This is a genomic window from Microcoleus sp. Pol10D4 (assembly GCF_036701555.1).
Lineage (GTDB): Bacteria > Cyanobacteriota > Cyanobacteriia > Cyanobacteriales > Microcoleaceae > Microcoleus.
This window is the reverse complement of sequence record NZ_JAUBRA010000047.1, coordinates 25,057-45,098: the sequence shown is the minus strand read 5'-3', so window position 1 is coordinate 45,098 and position 20,042 is coordinate 25,057. Positions and strand designations below refer to the sequence as shown.

Annotated in this window: 25 protein-coding genes; 4 read left to right on the top strand and 21 right to left on the bottom strand. The window is 46.4% G+C overall.

The genetic code is table 11. From position 1 onward, the window contains the following. Positions 1-6 precede the first annotated feature (6 nt). The 10 genes from QUA36_RS21305 to QUA36_RS21260 all read right to left on the bottom strand — a co-directional run bounded on the left by QUA36_RS21305 (position 7) and on the right by QUA36_RS21260 (position 5,830). Complete coding sequence (locus QUA36_RS21305; RefSeq protein WP_333459016.1) at positions 7-1,707, bottom strand: hypothetical protein; 1,701 nt, start codon at positions 1,705-1,707, stop codon at positions 7-9. Further along, entirely contained in the window at positions 1,700-2,020 is a 321-nt protein-coding gene (locus QUA36_RS21300; RefSeq protein WP_333459015.1) for a hypothetical protein, read from the bottom strand. Before QUA36_RS21300 ends, QUA36_RS21305 begins: the two co-directional genes overlap by 8 nt. Further along, on the bottom strand, positions 2,017-2,802 hold the full coding sequence (locus QUA36_RS21295; protein WP_333459014.1) for a hypothetical protein: 786 nt from the start codon (positions 2,800-2,802) through the stop codon (positions 2,017-2,019). Before QUA36_RS21295 ends, QUA36_RS21300 begins: the two co-directional genes overlap by 4 nt. Further along, the gene (locus tag QUA36_RS21290; RefSeq protein WP_333459013.1) at positions 2,799-2,981 is read right to left on the bottom strand and encodes a hypothetical protein; all 183 of its coding nucleotides are present in this window, start codon (positions 2,979-2,981) and stop codon (positions 2,799-2,801) included. Before QUA36_RS21290 ends, QUA36_RS21295 begins: the two co-directional genes overlap by 4 nt. Positions 2,982-2,983: 2 nt before the next feature. After that, positions 2,984-3,517 (bottom strand): hypothetical protein, encoded by a 534-nt coding sequence (locus QUA36_RS21285; protein WP_333459012.1) that lies wholly within the window; start codon positions 3,515-3,517, stop codon positions 2,984-2,986. 459 nt (positions 3,518-3,976) lie between these two features. Next, positions 3,977-4,414 carry a hypothetical protein gene (locus QUA36_RS21280; RefSeq protein ID WP_333459011.1) on the bottom strand — a complete coding sequence of 146 codons (438 nt, stop codon included), beginning with the start codon at positions 4,412-4,414 and terminating at the stop codon, positions 3,977-3,979. Next, positions 4,395-4,703 carry a hypothetical protein gene (locus QUA36_RS21275; RefSeq protein ID WP_333459010.1) on the bottom strand — a complete coding sequence of 103 codons (309 nt, stop codon included), beginning with the start codon at positions 4,701-4,703 and terminating at the stop codon, positions 4,395-4,397. The genes QUA36_RS21280 and QUA36_RS21275 overlap by 20 nt, the downstream gene beginning before the upstream one ends. Positions 4,704-4,812: 109 nt before the next feature. Continuing rightward, positions 4,813-5,049, bottom strand: coding sequence for a hypothetical protein (locus QUA36_RS21270; protein ID WP_333459009.1), 237 nt, complete (start codon positions 5,047-5,049; stop codon positions 4,813-4,815). Between the two features lie 3 nt (positions 5,050-5,052). After that, positions 5,053-5,199, bottom strand: a complete 147-nt coding sequence (locus QUA36_RS21265) for a hypothetical protein (RefSeq protein ID WP_333459008.1) — start codon at positions 5,197-5,199, stop codon at positions 5,053-5,055. 262 nt (positions 5,200-5,461) lie between these two features. After that, positions 5,462-5,830, bottom strand: coding sequence for a hypothetical protein (locus QUA36_RS21260; RefSeq protein ID WP_333459007.1), 369 nt, complete (start codon positions 5,828-5,830; stop codon positions 5,462-5,464). Positions 5,831-5,906: 76 nt separating this feature from the next. Between QUA36_RS21260 and QUA36_RS21255 the strand changes: the two genes are divergently transcribed. Continuing rightward, positions 5,907-6,305, top strand: a complete 399-nt coding sequence (locus tag QUA36_RS21255) for a hypothetical protein (RefSeq protein WP_333459006.1) — start codon at positions 5,907-5,909, stop codon at positions 6,303-6,305. Between the two features lie 95 nt (positions 6,306-6,400). Here the strand turns inward: QUA36_RS21255 and QUA36_RS21250 are convergent, their stop codons facing one another. Beyond that, positions 6,401-6,805 carry a ribonuclease H gene (locus tag QUA36_RS21250; protein WP_333459005.1) on the bottom strand — a complete coding sequence of 135 codons (405 nt, stop codon included), beginning with the start codon at positions 6,803-6,805 and terminating at the stop codon, positions 6,401-6,403. A gap of 124 nt (positions 6,806-6,929) precedes the next feature. On the opposite strand from QUA36_RS21250, the gene QUA36_RS21245 reads away from it, so the two are divergent. Continuing rightward, a complete protein-coding gene (locus tag QUA36_RS21245) occupies positions 6,930-7,592 on the top strand; it encodes a hypothetical protein (RefSeq protein WP_333459004.1) in 663 nt (220 codons plus the stop codon). A gap of 117 nt (positions 7,593-7,709) precedes the next feature. Here QUA36_RS21245 and QUA36_RS21240 read toward each other — a convergent pair whose 3' ends face one another. After that, positions 7,710-7,970 (bottom strand): hypothetical protein, encoded by a 261-nt coding sequence (locus QUA36_RS21240; protein ID WP_333459003.1) that lies wholly within the window; start codon positions 7,968-7,970, stop codon positions 7,710-7,712. A 672-nt stretch (positions 7,971-8,642) separates the two neighbouring features. On the opposite strand from QUA36_RS21240, the gene QUA36_RS21235 reads away from it, so the two are divergent. Both QUA36_RS21235 and QUA36_RS21230 read left to right on the top strand, forming a co-directional pair. Further along, positions 8,643-11,489: a hypothetical protein gene (locus QUA36_RS21235; RefSeq protein WP_333459002.1), complete on the top strand. Its 2,847-nt coding sequence runs from the start codon at positions 8,643-8,645 to the stop codon at positions 11,487-11,489. Between the two features lie 5 nt (positions 11,490-11,494). After that, on the top strand, positions 11,495-13,030 hold the full coding sequence (locus tag QUA36_RS21230; RefSeq protein ID WP_333459001.1) for a bifunctional DNA primase/polymerase: 1,536 nt from the start codon (positions 11,495-11,497) through the stop codon (positions 13,028-13,030). 392 nt (positions 13,031-13,422) lie between these two features. Here QUA36_RS21230 and QUA36_RS21225 read toward each other — a convergent pair whose 3' ends face one another. Genes QUA36_RS21225 through QUA36_RS21185 form a run of 9 tightly spaced genes read right to left on the bottom strand, consistent with a single transcriptional unit; the run spans position 13,423 to position 20,041 of the window. Next, on the bottom strand, positions 13,423-13,671 hold the full coding sequence (locus QUA36_RS21225) for a hypothetical protein (RefSeq protein WP_333459000.1): 249 nt from the start codon (positions 13,669-13,671) through the stop codon (positions 13,423-13,425). Between the two features lie 35 nt (positions 13,672-13,706). After that, positions 13,707-14,312 (bottom strand): hypothetical protein, encoded by a 606-nt coding sequence (locus QUA36_RS21220; protein ID WP_333458999.1) that lies wholly within the window; start codon positions 14,310-14,312, stop codon positions 13,707-13,709. A 1-nt stretch (position 14,313) separates the two neighbouring features. Next, complete coding sequence (locus QUA36_RS21215) at positions 14,314-14,676, bottom strand: hypothetical protein (RefSeq protein WP_333458998.1); 363 nt, start codon at positions 14,674-14,676, stop codon at positions 14,314-14,316. A gap of 34 nt (positions 14,677-14,710) precedes the next feature. Further along, positions 14,711-17,248: a hypothetical protein gene (locus tag QUA36_RS21210; protein ID WP_333458997.1), complete on the bottom strand. Its 2,538-nt coding sequence runs from the start codon at positions 17,246-17,248 to the stop codon at positions 14,711-14,713. A 1-nt stretch (position 17,249) separates the two neighbouring features. Next, positions 17,250-18,110: a hypothetical protein gene (locus tag QUA36_RS21205; RefSeq protein WP_333458996.1), complete on the bottom strand. Its 861-nt coding sequence runs from the start codon at positions 18,108-18,110 to the stop codon at positions 17,250-17,252. Between the two features lie 7 nt (positions 18,111-18,117). Further along, a complete protein-coding gene (locus QUA36_RS21200) occupies positions 18,118-18,381 on the bottom strand; it encodes a hypothetical protein (protein ID WP_333458995.1) in 264 nt (87 codons plus the stop codon). Then, entirely contained in the window at positions 18,378-18,731 is a 354-nt protein-coding gene (locus QUA36_RS21195; RefSeq protein ID WP_333458994.1) for a hypothetical protein, read from the bottom strand. Before QUA36_RS21195 ends, QUA36_RS21200 begins: the two co-directional genes overlap by 4 nt. A 2-nt stretch (positions 18,732-18,733) precedes the next feature. Then, a complete protein-coding gene (locus QUA36_RS21190; RefSeq protein ID WP_333458993.1) occupies positions 18,734-19,303 on the bottom strand; it encodes a hypothetical protein in 570 nt (189 codons plus the stop codon). A 3-nt stretch (positions 19,304-19,306) separates the two neighbouring features. After that, positions 19,307-20,041 carry a hypothetical protein gene (locus tag QUA36_RS21185; protein ID WP_333458992.1) on the bottom strand — a complete coding sequence of 245 codons (735 nt, stop codon included), beginning with the start codon at positions 20,039-20,041 and terminating at the stop codon, positions 19,307-19,309. Position 20,042 lies beyond the last annotated feature (1 nt).

Below are 20,042 nucleotides of genomic sequence, written 5' to 3'. Positions count from 1 at the left end.
TGCCTCCTAGTTTAACTTTTTTAATTCTTCGTACCAGAATTTTGCCTGATTGAATTTAGCTCCGCCTGTGCCTGTATTAAAAATATCTCGGCTCACGGCGGTTACGCTTTTTCCTAGTAATTGAATGCCCCGCCAAACTGCCATATCTGGATTTACGGGTATCAACCTAATCACTTCGTCTGAAGCGCTTCCCACTTCGCTCAAAAGCCTCAAAATGTTCGATAATGCGGTCGATCGTACATCCTCTGGAAGTATTGAAGTATTACTACTGAAATCGCCGGATTCCTTGCAACGTGGTACTTCTCGCACTTCCGGCTCCACTTCGGATCGTACTTCCGGCACTTCATCCCAAGGCGTAGTATCTGAAGTGTTTTCTACTTCCACTTCGTACACATCATTGAGCCACTTCCTCGCTAATTCGAGAAATTCTCCTCGGTTGTTTGGTCTGGCGAATTGCTGTTCTTGTTTCGCAGCACAATCAAGTGCTTGTACACTTTCTTCGCCACTATTGAACAGGTTGTAAACCCACTCTGGACGAATCCACTCCGCAGCAATAGATACTTTTTGAGCATCGATAAACTCGCCATCAGCATTTTTAATTCCAGATAAAGTCCCCTTGAACAAAGGCTTGTTTTCAGAATCAGAGTAAAGCTCAAGCTGAATGATTCCCCGGTCACGAGATTTACTGAACCCTTCACTGCCACCGAGAGAGGCTAGAGTGTTGGCGTGACCAATAAGGATGGGGCATTCGTTAGCTTTTCTAGGATCGGCTATAACTTTCTGGATTAATTTCTTGGCCGGCTCTTTAGTCCCTTCCTCAAAGGCATACCCCGTAACCTCATCCCAAATTGATGTATAAGGCTTATCTTTCAAAGTCCGAGTCGCAAATCGAGCATACATCGCTTCTAGCTGTTCTCCAACGGCTTTATAATTGTGATGTGCACCATATCCGGGGACGCCTAACTTGAGCAAGTATTTCCAACACGCACCTTCATTTTGATGGAAGTGAGGGTCGGCGATTGAGAAGATTTGATGTCCCCTCAAATAATACCGGCAGAGGCTCAGAAACCCTACAAAATGACCTTTAAAACTGCCCATGTCGCCATAAACAAGTAGTGGCTTCTGCATTAATTGACCGATCCAGCTGCCCTCGTGTCCTTCAATTAACTTAATCAATTTTGCTTTTTTCGCAGCAAACGATTCGCCTTCATCTATAACTTTGGGTTCTTCGACATCTCCCGCCTCAGTCTCTTCAGTTTCGTCGTCATCAGGAGAAGGTTGATTGACATCGGGAGAACGTTGTTGACTAAGCGAGCATCTATCGAGCCGTCCTTTGCCATCTTGAACAGCAATATAGGCATCGCGAACATCGTCAACATAGTCAGCAATCGCGACTTGGATGCGGGCTGCTTCTTTTTGCTTAGCTTCAATCACCAATACTTCCCTCTGAGATTCGGCGATCGCCAATTTGTCTTTAAAAGCTTGCTCTCTCTCAAACTCCGCATCTTCCTCGATTTTTGCCTTTTCTGTGGCAATTTCCTGTTCGCGCTTCTCATCAGCCTTCGCAACACAATACCCGGCTGTAAAGACTCCGCCCCCGATACCAGCGGCCACAGTTCGTAGTAAAGCAAAGTGTTTAGTTGGAATTGGGGCGATCGACAGCAGCAGAAAAACCATGCCACCGACGATCGCGAATGACTTAGCCATTTTCCCCTCCGATCGCCCCAATAACTGCAATCGAAACTCCAACTATCGCAACAATCGCTATCGCGCCAATCCCAAACTGAACCGCTGACAGTTTCCCCAGTAATTCCCAGTTGTTTGTCAGCATCCCGCCCAAAACCCCCACGGCTGACCACCGCCGCAAAATCTCAGTTTTACCGGGAAAACACAGCCCGATCGCAATAACAACGCCCGATATCGTACACAACCAGAAATATTGCGGGATGAGATAGGTGAAATTGCTGAGAAACAATCCCGCGCAAAACCAGCCAGTAAGGAAACAGAAATCACTTTTCACTGTTTACCTCCAATTCCGAAGAATCGGCCAACCTTTCCCAGACCGCGCCCAAAATTAGAAACAGCATTGTTTACAGTTCGCGCCACATTTCTATTTACGGTATCCGTAGCACGTGTGGCGCGCTGCCCCCAAGTCCAAGTAGAGCTCGTCCCTCCAAAAGATGGTTGCTGTTTACCGACACCCGCAAACTTTGGATGAGCTAACCCGTGCGCTCCGCCTTTTAATGCGGCCGTTGCCCAGGCTAATTCCTGAGATTTAGAGGCTTTCCATTCTTCAATCGCCGCTTGAAACTGTGGATTACCTTCTAAAGCGGCAATCTCTTGGTCAATTTTCGCTTTGTAGGCATCGATTGAATGTTGAATTTGAGCGTCTATACCGCGATTAAATTCGGTAGTTTCAGCAGTCCCCCGTTCCTTTTCTTTTTCTAATAAGTATCCCTGTTGCTTTACCGCCTCGGTATGATCATTTTCAGCGATCAAGGCTTTGATTTCGGCTTCCTTCATTTTGGAAGCACCTTTAAAGCCTTTCTCGTTAAGCCAGCCTTGAAATTGCCGAAATTTTACCTGCCCATTAATTACTAATTCAAATTTGCTCTTGATTTCGTCATAGTTGTCAATGAACCATTTTGCTTTCACCGAGCGATCGTGCAGGTCTGCCCATTGCTCGATCGTGTAGGTGGTTATGTCATCGTTGATATTGTATTTTTCCTGCATCAACGATCCGCCAGACTCAATCAACGAGCCACCAACGAAAAAGTCTAAAACCTGGGCGTTTTCCATCACATATCCCCTCTCAAACTTTTAACTTGACCAATTACTTCAATCCCCCGTGCATCTGTGACGCCTTCCGCTCTCAAGTCGGCAGCCGCTGCGCGGATAGCTTGCTGAGAGTTTTTGGCGGTCACCATTAGGATTTTTGGGCTGTTGTAGCAGCGTAAAATCTTGACTTTGTAGTAAGCCATAATTACGATTCCTGAAGTTTCTTAATACCGGCCGCCACTTCTTCAGTGAATCCGAGTTGCAACTCGGCCGCAGCTTGCCTTCCCCATGCCCGCCCCGCTTCTCGGTAATTGCTTAACAACCCCGATTTTAAGGAAGAAATGTGGGACAAATTAGCATCGGCAGCGGTAGCAGCGGTAGCAGCAATTTGGTCATGTGGGGCGACGAATACGATCGCCGCTGATGTCAAAGTAGAAGGTTCAGACACTTTGTCTACTAACTTGCGGAGTTCTGCAAATTTTTGAGCATTTAGCAATTTGATGGCGTCCACAGCGATTTGAGAGTATTCAGTGGCACGAGCCCCCCCACGTCGCAGAATCTTGATATCTAGGGAGTAAATGCTTGTTAGTTTGGCGATCGCCTTCTGTAATGCTGCCTTGTTGTTCAAATCTAGAAGGCGTTGAATTTGTGATGCTGAGTACCAAGCAATCGATTCTGGTTCACTACAATCGATTTGCTCGGAGTCAACATCAATCACATACTCGGTTTCAGGTTCCATCTAGTCCTCTTGTTAAGTGAATCGATTCTGAATCGATTTGAATCGATAACCCAAGATTAGAAGGGATTCAATACCAAGGGTACTAGCCACAGACCAACAATTAGTCACTGACCAAAATCGATTTAAATCGATTCAAATTCACACAAAAAAGCCCCCTCCACAAGGGAGAGGGCTGCAACTATTTAACAGGGTGTAACCGTGAGTATATCTCACCGAATAGTCTTTTTATGTAAATCTTAGGCTCCCGGTATTTCGGATCGGTGGGTTCCTTTAAATAGTTATAAATGCTGTGCACGGGGATTCCAGTTTCCCTTGACATTTTGTAGACAGACCACTTGGTTAACTCTCTAAAAGTTCTTGGATCTATTTGCGGATTTTTTGCTACGGTAAACATATCATCCTTCCTTGTTAAGGTGATCGGCTCCTGGTTGTTGTCGCAACCGAGGAGCATTTTATTTTCTATTTTGTGAAAGCAAGAGCGGCATATCCTTCAACGATCGCCACCTGGAGCACTGCCAACAGCTTAAGCCCTTCATTCCTCTGAATTTTGGCGGGGGTATAGATGCTCATCGGCAGATTGGGATAGGTGCCGAATATCAACGCTAAGCCCTCGTTAAATTCGCAATCAACCCGCAAACAAAAGGCGATCGCCTCTATAAACAAAAGGCGCTCTTTCTGGCTGGCGCGCTCAAACTCCGCACCATAGACATCAGCCAAAACCGTAGAGACAGAATTCGGGACAGTCACGACCATAATAAAAACCTCTAAAAAATAGCGATCGCCCTTGCGAACAAACACGATCGCACAACTAAATGAATGGGGAGAAACACCCGTCTGCCCGGATTGCCGCGCCACTAAGGCAGGTGCCGCCATGAATTTAGAAGGGAATGGGGTCATAAACCTCAGAATCAGAATTCGTAAAATCTTTTTCTGAGTCTGGAGACTTTGGGCTTGTCGTTTCTTCCACCTCACGCCTCACTTCGTTGTGGAAGCGAACTGCCAAAATAGTTGTTAGCTTGACGGCTGCTTCGGCGAGCCTAGGATATTCATCGAGGTCGTATTTGCCCGATGCAATCATTGCGGATAACAACTGCGTCGCCACAACTTCACCGTGAGGTTGATGGCAATCAGGTTCACGAAAATAGTCGCGGATTGTCAGTAACTGTTCCGGCGTGAGCCCTTCCATTTCGATTGAAACTCCCAATTTTTACTATTAACGTCGTACCGATACCCGTGATACTTGAGTTCGGCGAATAACTGGTAAACCCGAATCTGATACTTGGTAGGGTAAATCTCTAGGCTCGTAGAATTTTGACTTTGGTATTTGAAGTCAGACGCCGCCCGATCGTGACAATATTGACTGGCAGTGGGAGATTTTTCGGATCGTCTTCATCCATGCAGGACTGGGAGCGATAATCGGCCGAGTAAATCAGACGCAGATATCGTTTAGCACCGAGTTTCCGGCATTGTAAGTCGGGGTACTCATCATCGCTCTCGAAAAAATCCGGGCATCGAGGAGGGAAATCTGCCATATTTCACCTCATAAGCGACCATTTACGATCGCCCGTACTCCAGCGGTATCCCAATATTCTGAGATTGTTGTAGAGCACTAATTTATCCAAGCCCCTGCATCCAGGGAGGAGTGCCAGAGCCTGTTCATACTTCTTCAGTTTGATTGCCATACGGTATACTGAATAACAACTGGTGAAGGAAGGGTGATCGCAGGATCTACTTTGCGATCACCCGGTGTGCTTGGTTAGAGCGTGATCTTGCCGGCGTCACCCGGCAAGCTTGGAGGCTGAAGCGTTGCCTCAAAATCTAAAATCTAAAATCTGAATTCCAAAACAAAAGTGTCCGAAATTTCGGACACTTTTTGCATGGATGGGATTATTTTCGCTCTGGCCAAGTGGAAAATCAGCCAGGGATTCATCCAACTGTCATCACCTAGTAAAGACCTATTTCTACTTCAAAACCTTGATCATTTACCCAAGGACTAAATTCATCGTCCCCCAAACCAAGACAAATGCAAGCTTCGGTAACAGCTTCACCGATCGAATCTACATCCCAAATAACATAAGACTTGTAGACGAGCTTCGATCCGACTTCATTCTCAATCATTTCTTTCACAACTTGTGAAATGTTTTGAGCATCGCTATTAGTTCCGTATTCACCAGCATCAAGCAATTTCGCATGAGTTGCAACTCTTTCATTAGCCTGGTTTTCGAGTATTTGCCCTTGACTTTTATCTCTAGCTAAAGCAATGTCATCCCTGTCCCCAAAGCCATCAACACTCGCTACTCTAAAGTTCGTCATCTCTATTGCCCCTTGCTTATTTGATTTCAACTATGGCACAATCAAATAGAATATGCAATAGGCAAAATCAAAATAAATGACAAAACCCTCAAAACTCTTAACCAGCAAAGAATCCAAGACGCCCAGAGGACGGAAAGGGGGTCGAACACCGCTCCCAGAAGCCGAAAAAAGGGAACTCGCACAATTTTATCTACCTCGGTGGCTGCTGGCTGCTTTTAAAGAGTTGATACCGGTAGCGGCCGATCGCTCCAATCTGGTCACTAAATGGGTGCGAGCTTACGCAATTAGCAATGGGGAGAGCGATCGCCTATTGGCACAATCTCCAATTGCAAGCGAAGTGCTCGAATATCTTGAGGCAACGAGCGCACCTCAAGAGTTGATAGACAAATTAGAGTCTTTGATAGTGACCAGGGCTTCTGATGAGGAAAGGATTGACAAAGGGGTCACTAAGGCTGGCAACTCCTGGATTGTATAAGAAACCAAAAGTGTCCGAAATTTCGGACACTTTTTAGGCTCCACTGGGATTATTTTCGCTCTGGCCAAGTGGAAAATCAGACCAAAGAAACACACTTAATGCACCGCTTGCTTGTTCCATTGCTCTTTTGCCACTCGATCGCACGTAACTAACTCAGGGGTTGAATTCCGAGGCTTCCATACCCAAGTCACAGGAAAAGTGCAAACAAGAGCATCTAGCAATTCCCACAGATCAAGATTGGCTCTGCGTTTCCAACCTTTCGTCATAGTGTGACAAAGGTATGTGGAATCGGAAACAATTTCAACCTCACAGAGTGAGTGCAATGCTTTCAAGCCTTCAATGGCTGCGGCCAGTTCCATGCGGTTGTTAGTCGTTTGAGCGACACCACCGCTAACAATCTTGGTGTTGGGTCTTCCTGGAACGGTCAGGACAGCAGCCCAACCACCAGGGCCCGGATTTCCCGAGCAAGAGCCATCGCAGAAAATACGAACTAAAGCCATACTCTTTGCCAGAAGGTAGGAGAAAGTGTCCGAAATTTCGGACACTTTTGCAAAAACTTCGGTGGTTGCCCGGTTTCGCCGACGGCTAAAATCGCTTAAAGTCTAGGAAAACCAGGTTTAACATATGAACTTCAAACGGCGAATCGACTGGCGCAAGTGGCTGGGAGTGGCGGGATGTGTGGCACTGGGCTACTTTATGGGCAGGCCTGACCAGTTAGAGCGGCTGGCACGGAATTTCAACAACCAGATGGCTACCCAACGGTTCATAATTCCTGCGACCGTAACGACTATCCATCAACCGGTGTTGATCCAGAGGCAGCCAATCATAGTGGCGGCGCCGCAACCCATCCCCCAGATTCAGACTCAAGGTTGGAGCCAGCTTTCAGACCCACAAGCGCGGTTTTCTGTTCTGGTGCCGGGTGCCGTCGAGAAAAAAGGAAACTCCCAAGAGCAGACTTTCTCCGTGACAACAGCGAATGAGTTTTACAACATCAGACGCCAATTGAGTTTTCAGAATTCCGAACTCATTAGCGATAAAGGGAAACAGATATTCCTAGAAAATGTTGCCGACAGTCTTAACCTTCAAGAGTTTAGAGTTGTCGGCAAGCGAAGTTTTGGGCTAAATGGGGATCCAGGAGTGGAGATCCACTTACAGCATAGAGATGCCAATGTACCACCCACGGTAATGAGGCAAATCATTGTTGGTGATCGCTTTTACTCACTTTGGGTGACAACTCCCTACCCCCAGAATGCTCAAACGTTTTTGAGTTCGTTCCGCCCGCACTAGACAATACTAGGCAACAGCACTAGACAATACTAGACAGCAGCACTAGACAACAGCACTAGACAATACTAGGTGTAATATCAGCCTCTCCGATCGCGCCGATCAGGGAGGCTGAACTATTTAATTTTCAAGGTTCTGTTCAGCAGGCAAAAACTTTTCAGGTGCCTTAACAAACTCATGGAGCTTTTCAGGTGGAACCCCACATATCTGACACAAGGCAAGCCACTGCATTCCACTAAGTGCCAGTTTTTCCCAGCCTTCCCTCCCCTCTCTAGCTCTTCTCCGAAGCGTACTAGCTGACACTTCTTGCCCAGAAATATGGGAAATAGCGCCCGCCAGCCGTTCATGAGAAAAACCTGTTTTTTGAAGAAAGGTTGTCAAAGGGAAATCTCCTACTGTCGGTTGACTTTTTATCTCGTTAGACATACCATAGCAATATCTCGTCAAATTGACAAGCAAATTGACTGCCAATTTGACTAGACCCAGAAACAACAAAAACAGCAGGCCGGTGATTAGCGTCCACGGCCTGCTGACTCAAATATAAGTTTCAAACCCACGAGATCGATCGGACTGAGCGATATAAGTCCTGCGGGCATTCGTTCGCCGAAAAATCCGGGGTTGCCACCCTTGTATCTTGAGTCGCCCCAACTGAGGGCAAAGTATCTCACCCCCCATTTACCAAGCAACGAGGCCAAAAGCCTTTGCGCTGGTTTTGATTGTCGGCTACAGCCTACATTTGGCCGCCACTACACCAGATACTCCGCCACCACCGGGAAGCGGTCGGCGCGAGCCTCACATTCAGGAGGTGGTTCCCATGTAAAGCAGTTCGAGCGCTGAGATTTTCATTGCATTTGACTAATGGCTTCAGCGATCGCTTTTACAGAGGGGCGATCGCTTCCTTCCCCACTCATCCCGGAGGTAATTTCCATGTAGAAGCGATATCGAACTGAGATTTTTCATTTACCTGTAATTGATTCATTGTTGGTTTCGGCGATCTCTCATGGTGGGCGATCGCTTCCCTCCCCCTACCTCACACACAGAAGGATGCCCACTATGGTCATGGCAACCACGAACAGTACCAAACCAATATCAGCACCAGTGTCACCCCCAGTTCGCCTAGCCGATTTGACGCGAGAGGAGGCTAACACCCTCACCGAACAGATTAAGGAAAACTTCGACAGCCTCGGTAATATGCTGATTGCCGCGCGCGATCGTAAAGCTTACAAAGCGCTCGGTTATCGCTCCTTTGAAAGTTATTGTCAAAGTGAGTTTGGGAAGTCCAGCAGCACCGCTTATCAGGCGATTGAAGATGCAAAAGTGCGATCGCAATTAGAGGCCCGCATCTCGGAAAATTATGGCGAAGAAGTAACCCTCAAATTCCCATCTTCACACCTGCGATCTTTGAAAGCTGTAGAAGACATTGATGATAAATTGAGAGCGATTGAGTACGCTCAAAAACTAGCAGAAGGCGAAGGGAAAAAGCCTACCAAGCAACATTTAGAGATAGCAGTATTTGAGATTTCAGGCAAGCGTTCAGAGGATTTCAGAAGTGCTATTCAAAAGCTGGGATTCATTAAAGGGGTACAAGTCGAAACAATATCGCCCATCAAGAAAGACAGAGGCATTATAACCAATCTTGATAAGGCTGGGCTAATTTATGTAGAGCATTATTACGGAAGTAATAAATCCGTGCCCTACCGTCCAACAGAATTAAGAATCTTAACTGACAAAGAGAAACCTGCCAACCCATTAGAAGGCAGCGTCGCCGCCAAGGGTGACAGAGTATTGATTTATGCAGAAGGCTTGCAAGGCAAAAAAGGAAATATTTATTCCTGGAAGGAAGGCAAAACCGCACTGGTAAAAATTGACGGAAGGGAGAAAGATAGCCCGGTTAATATTGCCTATGCAGAAATGGAATTGCTCAAAGAAATTGAACCAAAGAACGCCACATGGGATTCCGATTTGATTTGGAACTCCGGGAAAAATACTTATTACTATTTCCCACAAGAAAAGAGGATAACGTCTAACTTGTGGCCGCTTGGATTATATCTTGAGCCTTCTACACTGGATACAGCATCAGGAAGCCCAATTAATCTCATGCACCAGTGGGAAAGAGATGTTGCGGGCAAAGTCCTTGAGAGTCTGGCAAATCCTGCGAGAACGAAGACACTGGCACTCGCACAGGCGATAGATTTGCCAGAGGAAGAAGGAAAGGAATTCGCCACAGATTTGATCGCAAGCCTACTGCAATTATTCCCCGGTGCCGCCCCCTCACCTATCACTCAAAAAGCACTGGGAATTAGCTTTTCCAAAACTATTACCGAGCTAAAATCTGGCAAAAAAACACAAACTCGACGCGCTTGGCAGGATGATTACGCCAAAAGCTTTATTCGATACTTTGAAGAAGGTATCGCCATCCCAGCACTAGATAAAGGCCGCCATCGTGGCGGGAGTGAACTAGGATTTATCAAGCTTACTCAACGCCCATACCAACAGTATTTGTCAGAAATATCCCCCGCCGACCTGCAAGAAGAGGGCGGCATGGTTGCAACCGCACAAGAGTTTATCGATACATTCTTTGATGGTCAGGACAAATTAGTTTGGGTGCTACATTTTGAATTTCGGCTGACACCTGTAAACCAAGATACAGAGGAAGCAATAGCAGAAAACCACCGACTACGCGAACAACTCGCAGAAGCTGAAACCGTTATCCAGCAAATGATTGCAGCATCCGAACCCTCAGTCCTGGCGTCTCTTGAATTAGTAGAAAATAGCCCCGAAACTTCAACGCCAGGTGAAACCGCAGCGCACCCAGACTTCTTGGCAGAGAATATCTCCGAAACTTCAACGCCAGGTGAAACCGTAGCGCACCCAGACTTCTTACTAGAAAAAACCCTACCGCCCGGAATGGAAGCGCAAGTAGGTTTGCTTGTCAGCATTTATGGATATCCAGAAACGGTGTATGAAATCATAAAGATAGGCCGAGTGCAACACCTTTGCAAAGACATTAAAACCGGTTTAACGGAATGGATCGACAAAACTCCACTCCGCATCAAAGTAGATCAGCCAATGGTTGCCGAATTCTTATCACACGCAGAAAATCCAACCCCAGCGGATACCGCAGCGCACTCCGATTTCTCACTAGAAAATAGCCCCGAAATCGCAAGCCCAGGGGAGACCGCAGACGAATGGAAGTCGATATTAATATCAAATAACTTCAGTCGCAACTATCACTACACCGACGACTGCACAGAAAAGTACCGGGGATGGACTATATACCTAGATCCAAATGGAGGATATAGCTACATTGGCTTAAATCACCCCGAAAAAGGTGCATATTGCTGCGACACCCATTTTCTAGGTTTCAAGTTAGAGGAGGAAAACGAAATAATTAAATGGGCAAAAGGAATTATCAACCAAGTAGAAGATTTTTGTCCTGGTCAGCTAGCACTCGATCTCGACCTCGACATTGAAACAAATACAGAACTACCGCAGTTACCGCTAGCGATTCAACCTGTTAAACCTCCACAGCAAGATATTAACGCGGCTATTGCAACAAAAAGAGCAAATATTAAAGAGGAGTTGGAGCAATTAACGCAGGAATTATTGCAAACCAAAAACGAGAAAAAGACAAATAAAATAAGAGCAAACATTAGACAACTAGAAGCTAGGCTCGAAGATGTCGATAAATTTGAAATCAGCCGAATTGGCGACTCGGTAATTAGGAGCAAATTCCCCGACAAAAAAGGAATCATTGAAAGGCTAGAGGTTTCCGCAACAGGACTACCAACTGCATGGGTAATCTGGCCCCAAGAATATGAAGGGGAACCCAACTCCCCAGAAGAACACAATATCGGAACTTTGACAAATCTTAGTAGCGCTAGCCGTGGTGAGAAATAGCCGCCATGCAGCAAGCTTTGACCGCCAGTGCATCCCTACTAACCTACCCCGCCGATTGGATTGTAGAGCCAGTTGTAGGCAAAAGACCTATTCGCAAAAACTGGACAAAGACGAACCTCGATCGCCTCGAAAGCCTCCGACAATTGGAGAGTGGCAAAGCCACAGGCTTGGGATTGAAGCTGGGAAATGGATTACTGGCGATCGATATTGATGGCCCATCCGCTGCTAAATTACTCGAAAAATTGGCGGGCGAAAATGACCTCTCCGATTTCACGAGAACAACCGCATGGACTAGCGGCCGTCCTGGTAGAAAGCAATGTCTTTTTTCAGTACCCGAAGCTGCTTGGCATCGCATCAAATATCGAAAAATTCTCACCGGCATAACAGGCGATGACGGCAAAGAAGAGTGCCTAGAATTCCGCTGGGTAGGGCGTCAAAGTGTACTGCCGCCAAGCATCCATCCCAGCACCGGCAAACCGTACACATGGATCAATAATCCGCTGCAATCCCCACAGATTCAAGCCCCTGAATGGCTGATTGAACTTTGCGAAAATTGGCATAGCGATGCGACTATCAGTGACTCACAGGCGCAGAAGAGCAAACATATTGCCACCAACCGTGAACCGCACAGCGAGGTCAATGATAACGGGTTGGATCTGGTAAGATTCCCTGCACGATTGTTCGCCCATTTTGGCCGCCAGATGTCGATTTGGCTGTTAGCGCGTCGCTTCGATTTATCGCGCCACAGCCACGCCGGGAAATCCAAAGGATCTGGGATTGGAACCTTCACACTGTTAGCCGCTAGCAGGATACTTGATCGCTCAAAACATCGAGTACGCCGCTTGCTGTGTGAAGCCAAGAAATCAGGCCTTATCCGCAACTTTCATCAGAAAGGGGACTGGGTAAAAGTTTACTACACAAGTTTTGAAAAAGCCGTCGCGCTTACCGACCTGGAAAAAGTCGGACCGATCGCGGCTATCGACATAGATGATCTGAGCTGGCTGCACATCCTCGCCACAGAAATCGAAGCTCAATATCAGCAAAAGCTTGCACTTTATTGTAAACGTCAGGAGGAAATCAAAACACTCAAAGCTCAGGGCTTAGACCCTGACAAAATTCCGAGTTGCATCGTACAACCGGGAGCCCTTCACACCTGCGAATTACCGGCGCGGGTACTGGCACGGGGTTCCCGTTTTTTGTATTGCAGAGGGGAATTTCTATTTTACGGGGGCAAACAGGAGACGATCGCTAACAATCGGAAAGTATCTCCGGGAACTGTTGGCCGCCATCTGTCGAATTCCTACCGTATGAAATCCACACCAGTCCGCCACCAGCGGTCTGACGTCCCACCAATCCTGAAAAAGCAATTATTAGAAAAGTTGCCAGGCCTGGAAGAAATGCCAGCCCGTTTGTTGTCACAGGCGGGGTTGATATTTCTTCAAGATAATTGGTGGGAGCCTCACCCGAACATCTATTTATTGGAGCATCGGCTAATCTCAGCCCGTAGGCGAAGAAGCCGAATCGCTCGCAAAAATAGATAAGAGGAAATTATCTTTGAAATTTCCGAGGCCAAGATTTTTAGACAATAAGTTTTTCTTATTAGAATGTCGTTTTAAAGAATTTTAGATTCTTGAGTTAAAGAAGTTTAAAAAGATTTAAACACACTAATAGTCGCCCAACAAAAAAAACAAACCGGATAAAGGCAAACCAAAAACGATCAGAGTCTAAAAACGTCCGATTTTTCGGACACTTTTGACAGAGTTTTACCATGTCAAAAAAACATGAATTCAACTGCTTTCGCCAAAGTAACTCCTGACGGTATACCTAATCCCCGCAGCATACCCGTTCAATGTCTAAGTTGCTGTTACTACTTCAAGGCTGAGATCCTCTTTGACGGTCAACCTTGGCGGTGTCCACATTGCCAGAGAAAAAATTATTGGTTCCCCAAAGACGAGTAACGGCTGATTAGTTTATCATAAGCTCGCTGTTGTTCGCGCTCATTCAGTGCCAAATGATAAGTCTGCGTGTGAGTCGCGAGGCTATGCCCCATCTGCTTAGCGGCCAGCGTTGCATCTAGGTCAAAACTCATCGCCCGAATTGCCCAAGCGTGGCGCAAAGCATAAGCGCAAAAATCAGCAGGCGATCTAGCGAAAAACTTACAAACGCGATCGCAAAAACCCAAGGCAGATGGCGGGATTTGAACCCACGACCGTTCGATTAAGAAAAGCCTAGCACGAGCAATCTTCCCGAAAAAGCGGGGAGATCGATCGCGTTAGCAGAAAGATTATGAAAATAAATCGTAGCAACGCCCGCTGCCGAAACTATGGCTTGAATATTGAAGAAAGGTAAATTTGTGGGCATCGCCAAAGGAGTGAAGAGCGCGAGGTCGCCAGTGATAGCGCCAGCAATACTTTGAGTGGTTTGCCCAATAGCCCCAGTGGCGATTGATGGCATATCAATAGTAGTAACTACACTAAGTAAGCGCACAATCTGTGCGCCACCACCAACAGAAATATTGGAATTGAATTGAATTAACCCTGCTTGAAACAGCAGAAATCCCATCCCGCTCGACATCCCCCCACCACTGATGCGGAGTCGTACATCAAAATCTTTGATGGTTTCATGGGTGTGAAAATCGAGGTAGTTCACCCCTCCCGGTTGCTCAGCAAATTCTATTCCTATGGGCCTTAAAGGTACGTATCGGGTATCGTGGCTGGAGCTAGCTTCGTGTGCAGCGATCGCGGCAGCCACTTCGGTATCGCTAGCCATCGCCGAATCTATTTGTGAAGCGGGTATGATTCCGCTTAGATCAGTGATTGGCATATTAAATAATTACTACGGATTCTGAGACTTGTAATGTTGCCGCGCCAGCCGCTGTAATAGCCTGAATACCACCTAAAAAACGAAAATTTGCATCGGGTTCCCAAAGCCTATTAGGTGGTAGCGGGTAATTATAATTAGTCGCAGTTACAGCGGGAGTGGTGCCTTCCCTTAGAAACACCGTTGTAGTCCCGCTATTAAAAATAGAGGCACTTGCTCGTGAGGGATTTGCCGGCAAAACTATCGCTGCCGTAGTGGTCACAGTGAAAGGGCTACCTGTTACCGGAGTTAGGTTTCCCCTCACATCTTCAGTAATATTTACATTGGTGATTGGTGTGGCAGCGAGACTTAGATCGTAAATTGCCATAAATTTTCTTTGTTTTTCTAAATTATAATCGCCATTAGCATCCTCCAACAGGTGGCACGAAGCATTGCACTATTTCCGCCAATCCTTCCCCATTTAATTGTGAGATCGCAGCTCGGACACATCTCACGGGTCGCACTGCCGGATCGAGTTTGACGCCGCCCCCTTTAGTGAAGCGCTTTTTCCCCGTCGCCGTGCTCAATTCAGCAATTAAGTCGAGAATGCGATCGGCTTCATCCTCATCCACACATCGCATACCCGATTTAATTTTTGAGTTGCCCCACAACAATCGCCCATAAACATTTCCCTTGATGTAGTTCAGCTTGTCGAAATCGCGACACCACTCCAAATCTTCACGGGGATTAGGAATTTGAGTATGCCATAAGGAGCCTGTTTGTGTGGGATAATTCTCGCCCCATGTCAAAACTAGCTGGCGTGGCACATCGAACTCTGCAAATTCATCTCCCGGCTGCACAGGTACACAAATAGGCGTTTCACAAGTCTTAGCGTAAGTTAGTTTGGCTAGGTGTGTTAGGGCGTCAATTTGGCTGGACAATCCAAGCGAACCGTCACCGCTATAAAGCAAAATTTGGGTGTTGCCTTCACAATCTAAAAAATCAACCCGACCATTAATATCCTCGCTGTCACACACCTCAGCTAAAATCTTGGTATTAACCTTTGTCAACTCCCCAAGTTGATTGCTCAACCCAATCAGCCCAGGACCCGAATATTCGTAATTAGTGATACTCCCGTCACAGATGTAAGTTCCTCCCCCAAAAATGTCAGGAAACGAGAAAGATGGTACCTCTAAATCACAGACTTCACTGAGGATTTTTTTATTGAAATCGAGCACTCTGTCGAGTTGACTTTGCAATCCCAACAAGCCAACCCCAGAATAATTGTATGTGCCGAATGTTTCGTCACACACATAAGTCCCTCCCCCGAAAATGTCAGGAAAAGAAACGGAACTCGTGTCGATGTCACAGACTTTCTTGAGCATCATCTTACTGATACCTAGAATAATATTTTGCTGCTGGTGAATTCCCTTCAATCCCTCTCCAGCGTATGCGTAAGGAATAGTAGCACCATCACACTCGATTAAACCATCGCTCTTGAATTCTGGAAAACGGTCATCGTCATCCTTCTTTTTCTTTTTCATTTTATCCTGAATATCTTTGCAGCATTTAGCTAAATCCTCTGCTGTTTTCTGCAAAGCTTTAATCTCTGTTATATCCGCTGTGGCCGTAAGAGTTTGAGGGAGTTCTGCCAATACAGTTTGGGTTAAGGGAATCTGTGCGGCAGCAGCCATTCCCAGTGGGATTTGTGCCGTAGCAGCCATGCCTACTGGAATTTGTGCAGCCGCTGCCATCCCTATCGGGATTTGCGCTGTAGCAGCCATGCTCATCGGAATTTGCGCGCCCATTACCATGCCTTGAGGGATTTGGATTCCTGTTTTTAGAGTCAGTCCGCTAATGGCTTTACCGATGCCATCCAAAGCCGTGCCAAGCAAAGTGATCAGCAAGAATATTGGCGCGACAAATTCTGCCACGGTCTCACTCGTTGTGCGGGGATTTTTTGCGGAGACTTCGATGCTGGTCGCTGTCAAATTTGCGATCGGTGTCAACAATTCCACAAATCCTTCGAGGATTGGTTTGGTTATTTCGGAATAAGTTTCCGGGATTGCGGAGATTGCCTCCATGATGGGATTTATCATTGTAGATATCCCCTCAAGTAATGGCGAAAAATCAAGCTGGAAATCTTGCAGGCTGAGTTTGATTTGTTGAATATCGATGTCAAGTTTTTTCAGGAAGGTGACAATGGGTGTCAGCAAGTTAACGCCGCCCGTTTGTACTTGATCCAACGAAGAAGGGGTTGTCAGAATTTTGCTGTTGGGGTTTATCGGGGCAAGGATAATTTCTCCTGTGCCCGGATTGGCTACAAAATCGATCGCCCCCATTGGTTCTGGAGCGGGAATGGGGCGCGGCTTGAAAGGTGCAGGCGCTGGTGCAGGCGCTGGCGACGTGATTGGCGCTGGTGCGGGTTTAGGGGCGTAGGGTTCCTCAAAGTCAAAGATTGGAGCGAATGGATCTTCCCGCCCAGAAGTAGTGGGTGATCGCACTTCAGTTTTTGTTTGAGCCTGCGGCTTGGGCTGTGGCGCGGTAGCCACTGGTTTTGCTGGCTGGCTGTAAGGTTGGATGGGTTTTCCTCCCACCATGTCCGAGCCGACACCGGCCGGTCGTGCAAAAATCCCATCTAGCCCCAAAAATCCCGCTGTAGCAGCGAGCAGAGGGGCTGCGCCAGCAACAGCACTAGCAATGGGGGCAACTTTAGAGCCAATATTTGTACCAAATTTGGCAGCAGCGGCAGCCCTTGGTGAGATGGGAGCGGCACTTCTTAAGTTTGTGGGGGTGCTATTGACAACTTGAACTCTCGGCCCGCCCGAATAAGGCCTCGTTGTGGGTGCGCTGAGTTTTCCTCCCGCAGACATATCTACCCCTAGTTTAGGGGTAACAGTTGCCTCGGCGACGGTCGCCGTGACTGTTATGGGTTGAGCTTGAAAATTCAGCGCTGCCATATCAACTCCCTGCTTTTAATAAGCCATTCCAAAGGTTGGCTTCGAGTTCGTTGAGGCGGTCAATTATTGGCTGCAAGTTTAAATCTATTTGCATATTTTGGAGCATTTCGTTGATTTCTCGCAAACCTTCAATCGTCCGCCGATCGATTAATTCTCTTGTCGCCTCGTGTTGTTTTGCTTCGGCTATTATTTGTTCGGCTAAAATAGTAGAGATGGTATTACAGTCGCAACAGTTCATATCTAACGGGGGTGGAGGTGGAGGAGCGGCAATGCCTAGGTATTTAGGTTGTGGTTTATTAACTGAGTTTGGCGGTTCAATATTGCCGTTAGCATAACAAATACCATCTCCAGATGGTCTGTATGAAGCAAAACCTTCATACGTGTGACTCCAGTATTGCCACCAACCATTAAAGTTTGGTAGCGGTATAGCTTCATTCATTTCTCCAATGAAGCCGTAAATTACATCTTCTCTGCCGCTAAGTCCTACTGCACACTGAATTATCCATGTTCCGTTTCCACCATCGTATTGATTGGTAATACCAATGTAACGCCCGCTCCTATCTCGGTAGTCAAAGGCGTATGTAGGCGTCCCTTTTCTTACAATTATCCCAGTATCATACTGAATGGCGCCACTATTTTTATTGATTTCGCGGTAGCGATAAGTTTGTGTGAAGTTCCAAGCAGGGTATTGAGTGTTGAAATTGGTGGCTCTTCCAGTAACTGTGTTGCTCCACTCTCGATATTCATAAAAAGACCATCGTGGGAAAGTAGATTTAGTCCATCCTTCCGAATTTAAAGGAATTTCGCAGTATCTATCGCTTCCTGGTGGAAGTATTACCACATTGTTACTTGTGTTGTTCATCTGCTTATTAATATCCTCCCCATCCTTGGCGAGTCATCCCAGTAAAAACTTTTCGATTATTGTCATTCAAAAAATTAATCAATCCCATATCGGGACTTTCAAACTTAACCGATTTCACTCCAAAAATTTGCTTGAACCCCTCTTCTTTCCCAGTTTGTAGATTGTTATACTTACAGGCCAGATCAAAATTAAGTTGCTCTGAATATCTAACAGTATCTAATCCCGATGAAGGATTCCACACGCCAAAGTTATAGTTACCACCAATACTCATGATTTATTAACTACGGTAAATTTAATTAACGCCGTTCCCTCGGAACACATTACTGACAAAGGTCGCGATGCTTGGGATGTGTTCACGTATAAATGATTATTAGGGATTGCTAACGTAAAATTGCTTTGACTGATACCAGTACCGTGCCGTACCCACAAAACAGCCAAAGGATTTGAATATTCCGATGTATAGATTTTGATGATTTTTCTATTAATATTTGCACTTGATAGGAGTGTGACTGGCGTATCTCCAATGATTATTTCACTGGTAATATCATCTCCGAGTGCTTCGTCAATAGTATTGTTTTTCTGATTAAGATTGGTGTAACAGCAATTGATTATCCGCACCATATCTACACCACGAAATTATAAATCGTATCATTATCACCTTGTAAAAAGCTTGATGTTTCGTCGGCAAACCCAGTGATTGATATATAATCGTTTTGTTGGTTTTCTCCTGTGTTTGTTTGTAGTAGCCCATGCCCCCGATCCACTACCACAACGACTATTTTCCAGCCAAATTGAATCCCGAAGATTCGTAAATCGCTAAAAAATTCATTAACTCCTGTTAGGAAATTTGGTTTAACATTGTACAAATCAATTAATCCCGCTTCATACCTTTCGCTACCCGTTGGACTTTCTAGATAAGCCATTAGCCCTTTTTTTGGTGCACTTCTGAAGAATTGATTTTTCTGTTCTTTCTGTGCCAAAGTATCTGTCGGGAGAATTACTGGCGCGTGAGTTTCGGGGATTGAATCTAAAAATGCACACACCCTGATTCTGGCCATCCCACCGTTGTAATTTACCGTAGTTCCCAATACTGACGCGCTACTTGGAGTGTAGATAGTTGCCGATTGGGGATTACTGGTGGCAAAAATTTTGCCCACAATTTGCCGAGTGCGATCGGGCATCAAGATAGCCACAGATTAATATCTCCTGGTCCCAGAAAAAGCAGCGCGATCGCCAGTAACAGTAGTCGAAGCGGAAGTCATTCCACCACTATAAGCTCCTCCGCTGGAGGGACTGCCACTACCGAACAATCTAGCGCCTTGTTGAGTAGCGGCCTGCCCAGCTTGTCTCAACACTTGCGGAGCTTGATTAATTACTTGTTGGCCCGTTTGACTGGCTTGTTCCTGAAGATTTTTCAGAGTTTTATTGTCCTTGCCGTACAAGTTTTGCGCTGTCTGTCCCGCTAACTTATTCGCAGCCGTGTTCAAATCTCGCATAAATCCTTGAGTGGCTTCTGCCGCTGCTTCTTCCCCAGGGCGGACGAGAGTTTCGATCGCCTGCCTCTTTCCTTCAGCTAATTCCGCATTTGCTAGTTCCATTGTTTCCGCCCAAGATTGGCCGGGAGTCCATTGTTCCCAGGTGTTCGGATCTTGAATTGTCGGGATATATCCAGGCGGGTAAGGTTTGCCCGTTTTTGGATCGAGAATAATTGGCTGACCCGACTCGACAACGGCATAAATTGTGGTGTGTCCGAATTGTTGCCCTAGTGGATAAATGTTTCCATTCATCCCACCCGGTTGCCCCCCAAATCCCTGCATTCCTGGTTGCATCCCCGGCTGCATTGATGCAAAATTGCCTTGCCCTAACTGCGTTGCCTGTTGTTGATTGTAGATTGGTGTCGTTCGTGGCTGGTTAGTAAAAACTGCTGCCATA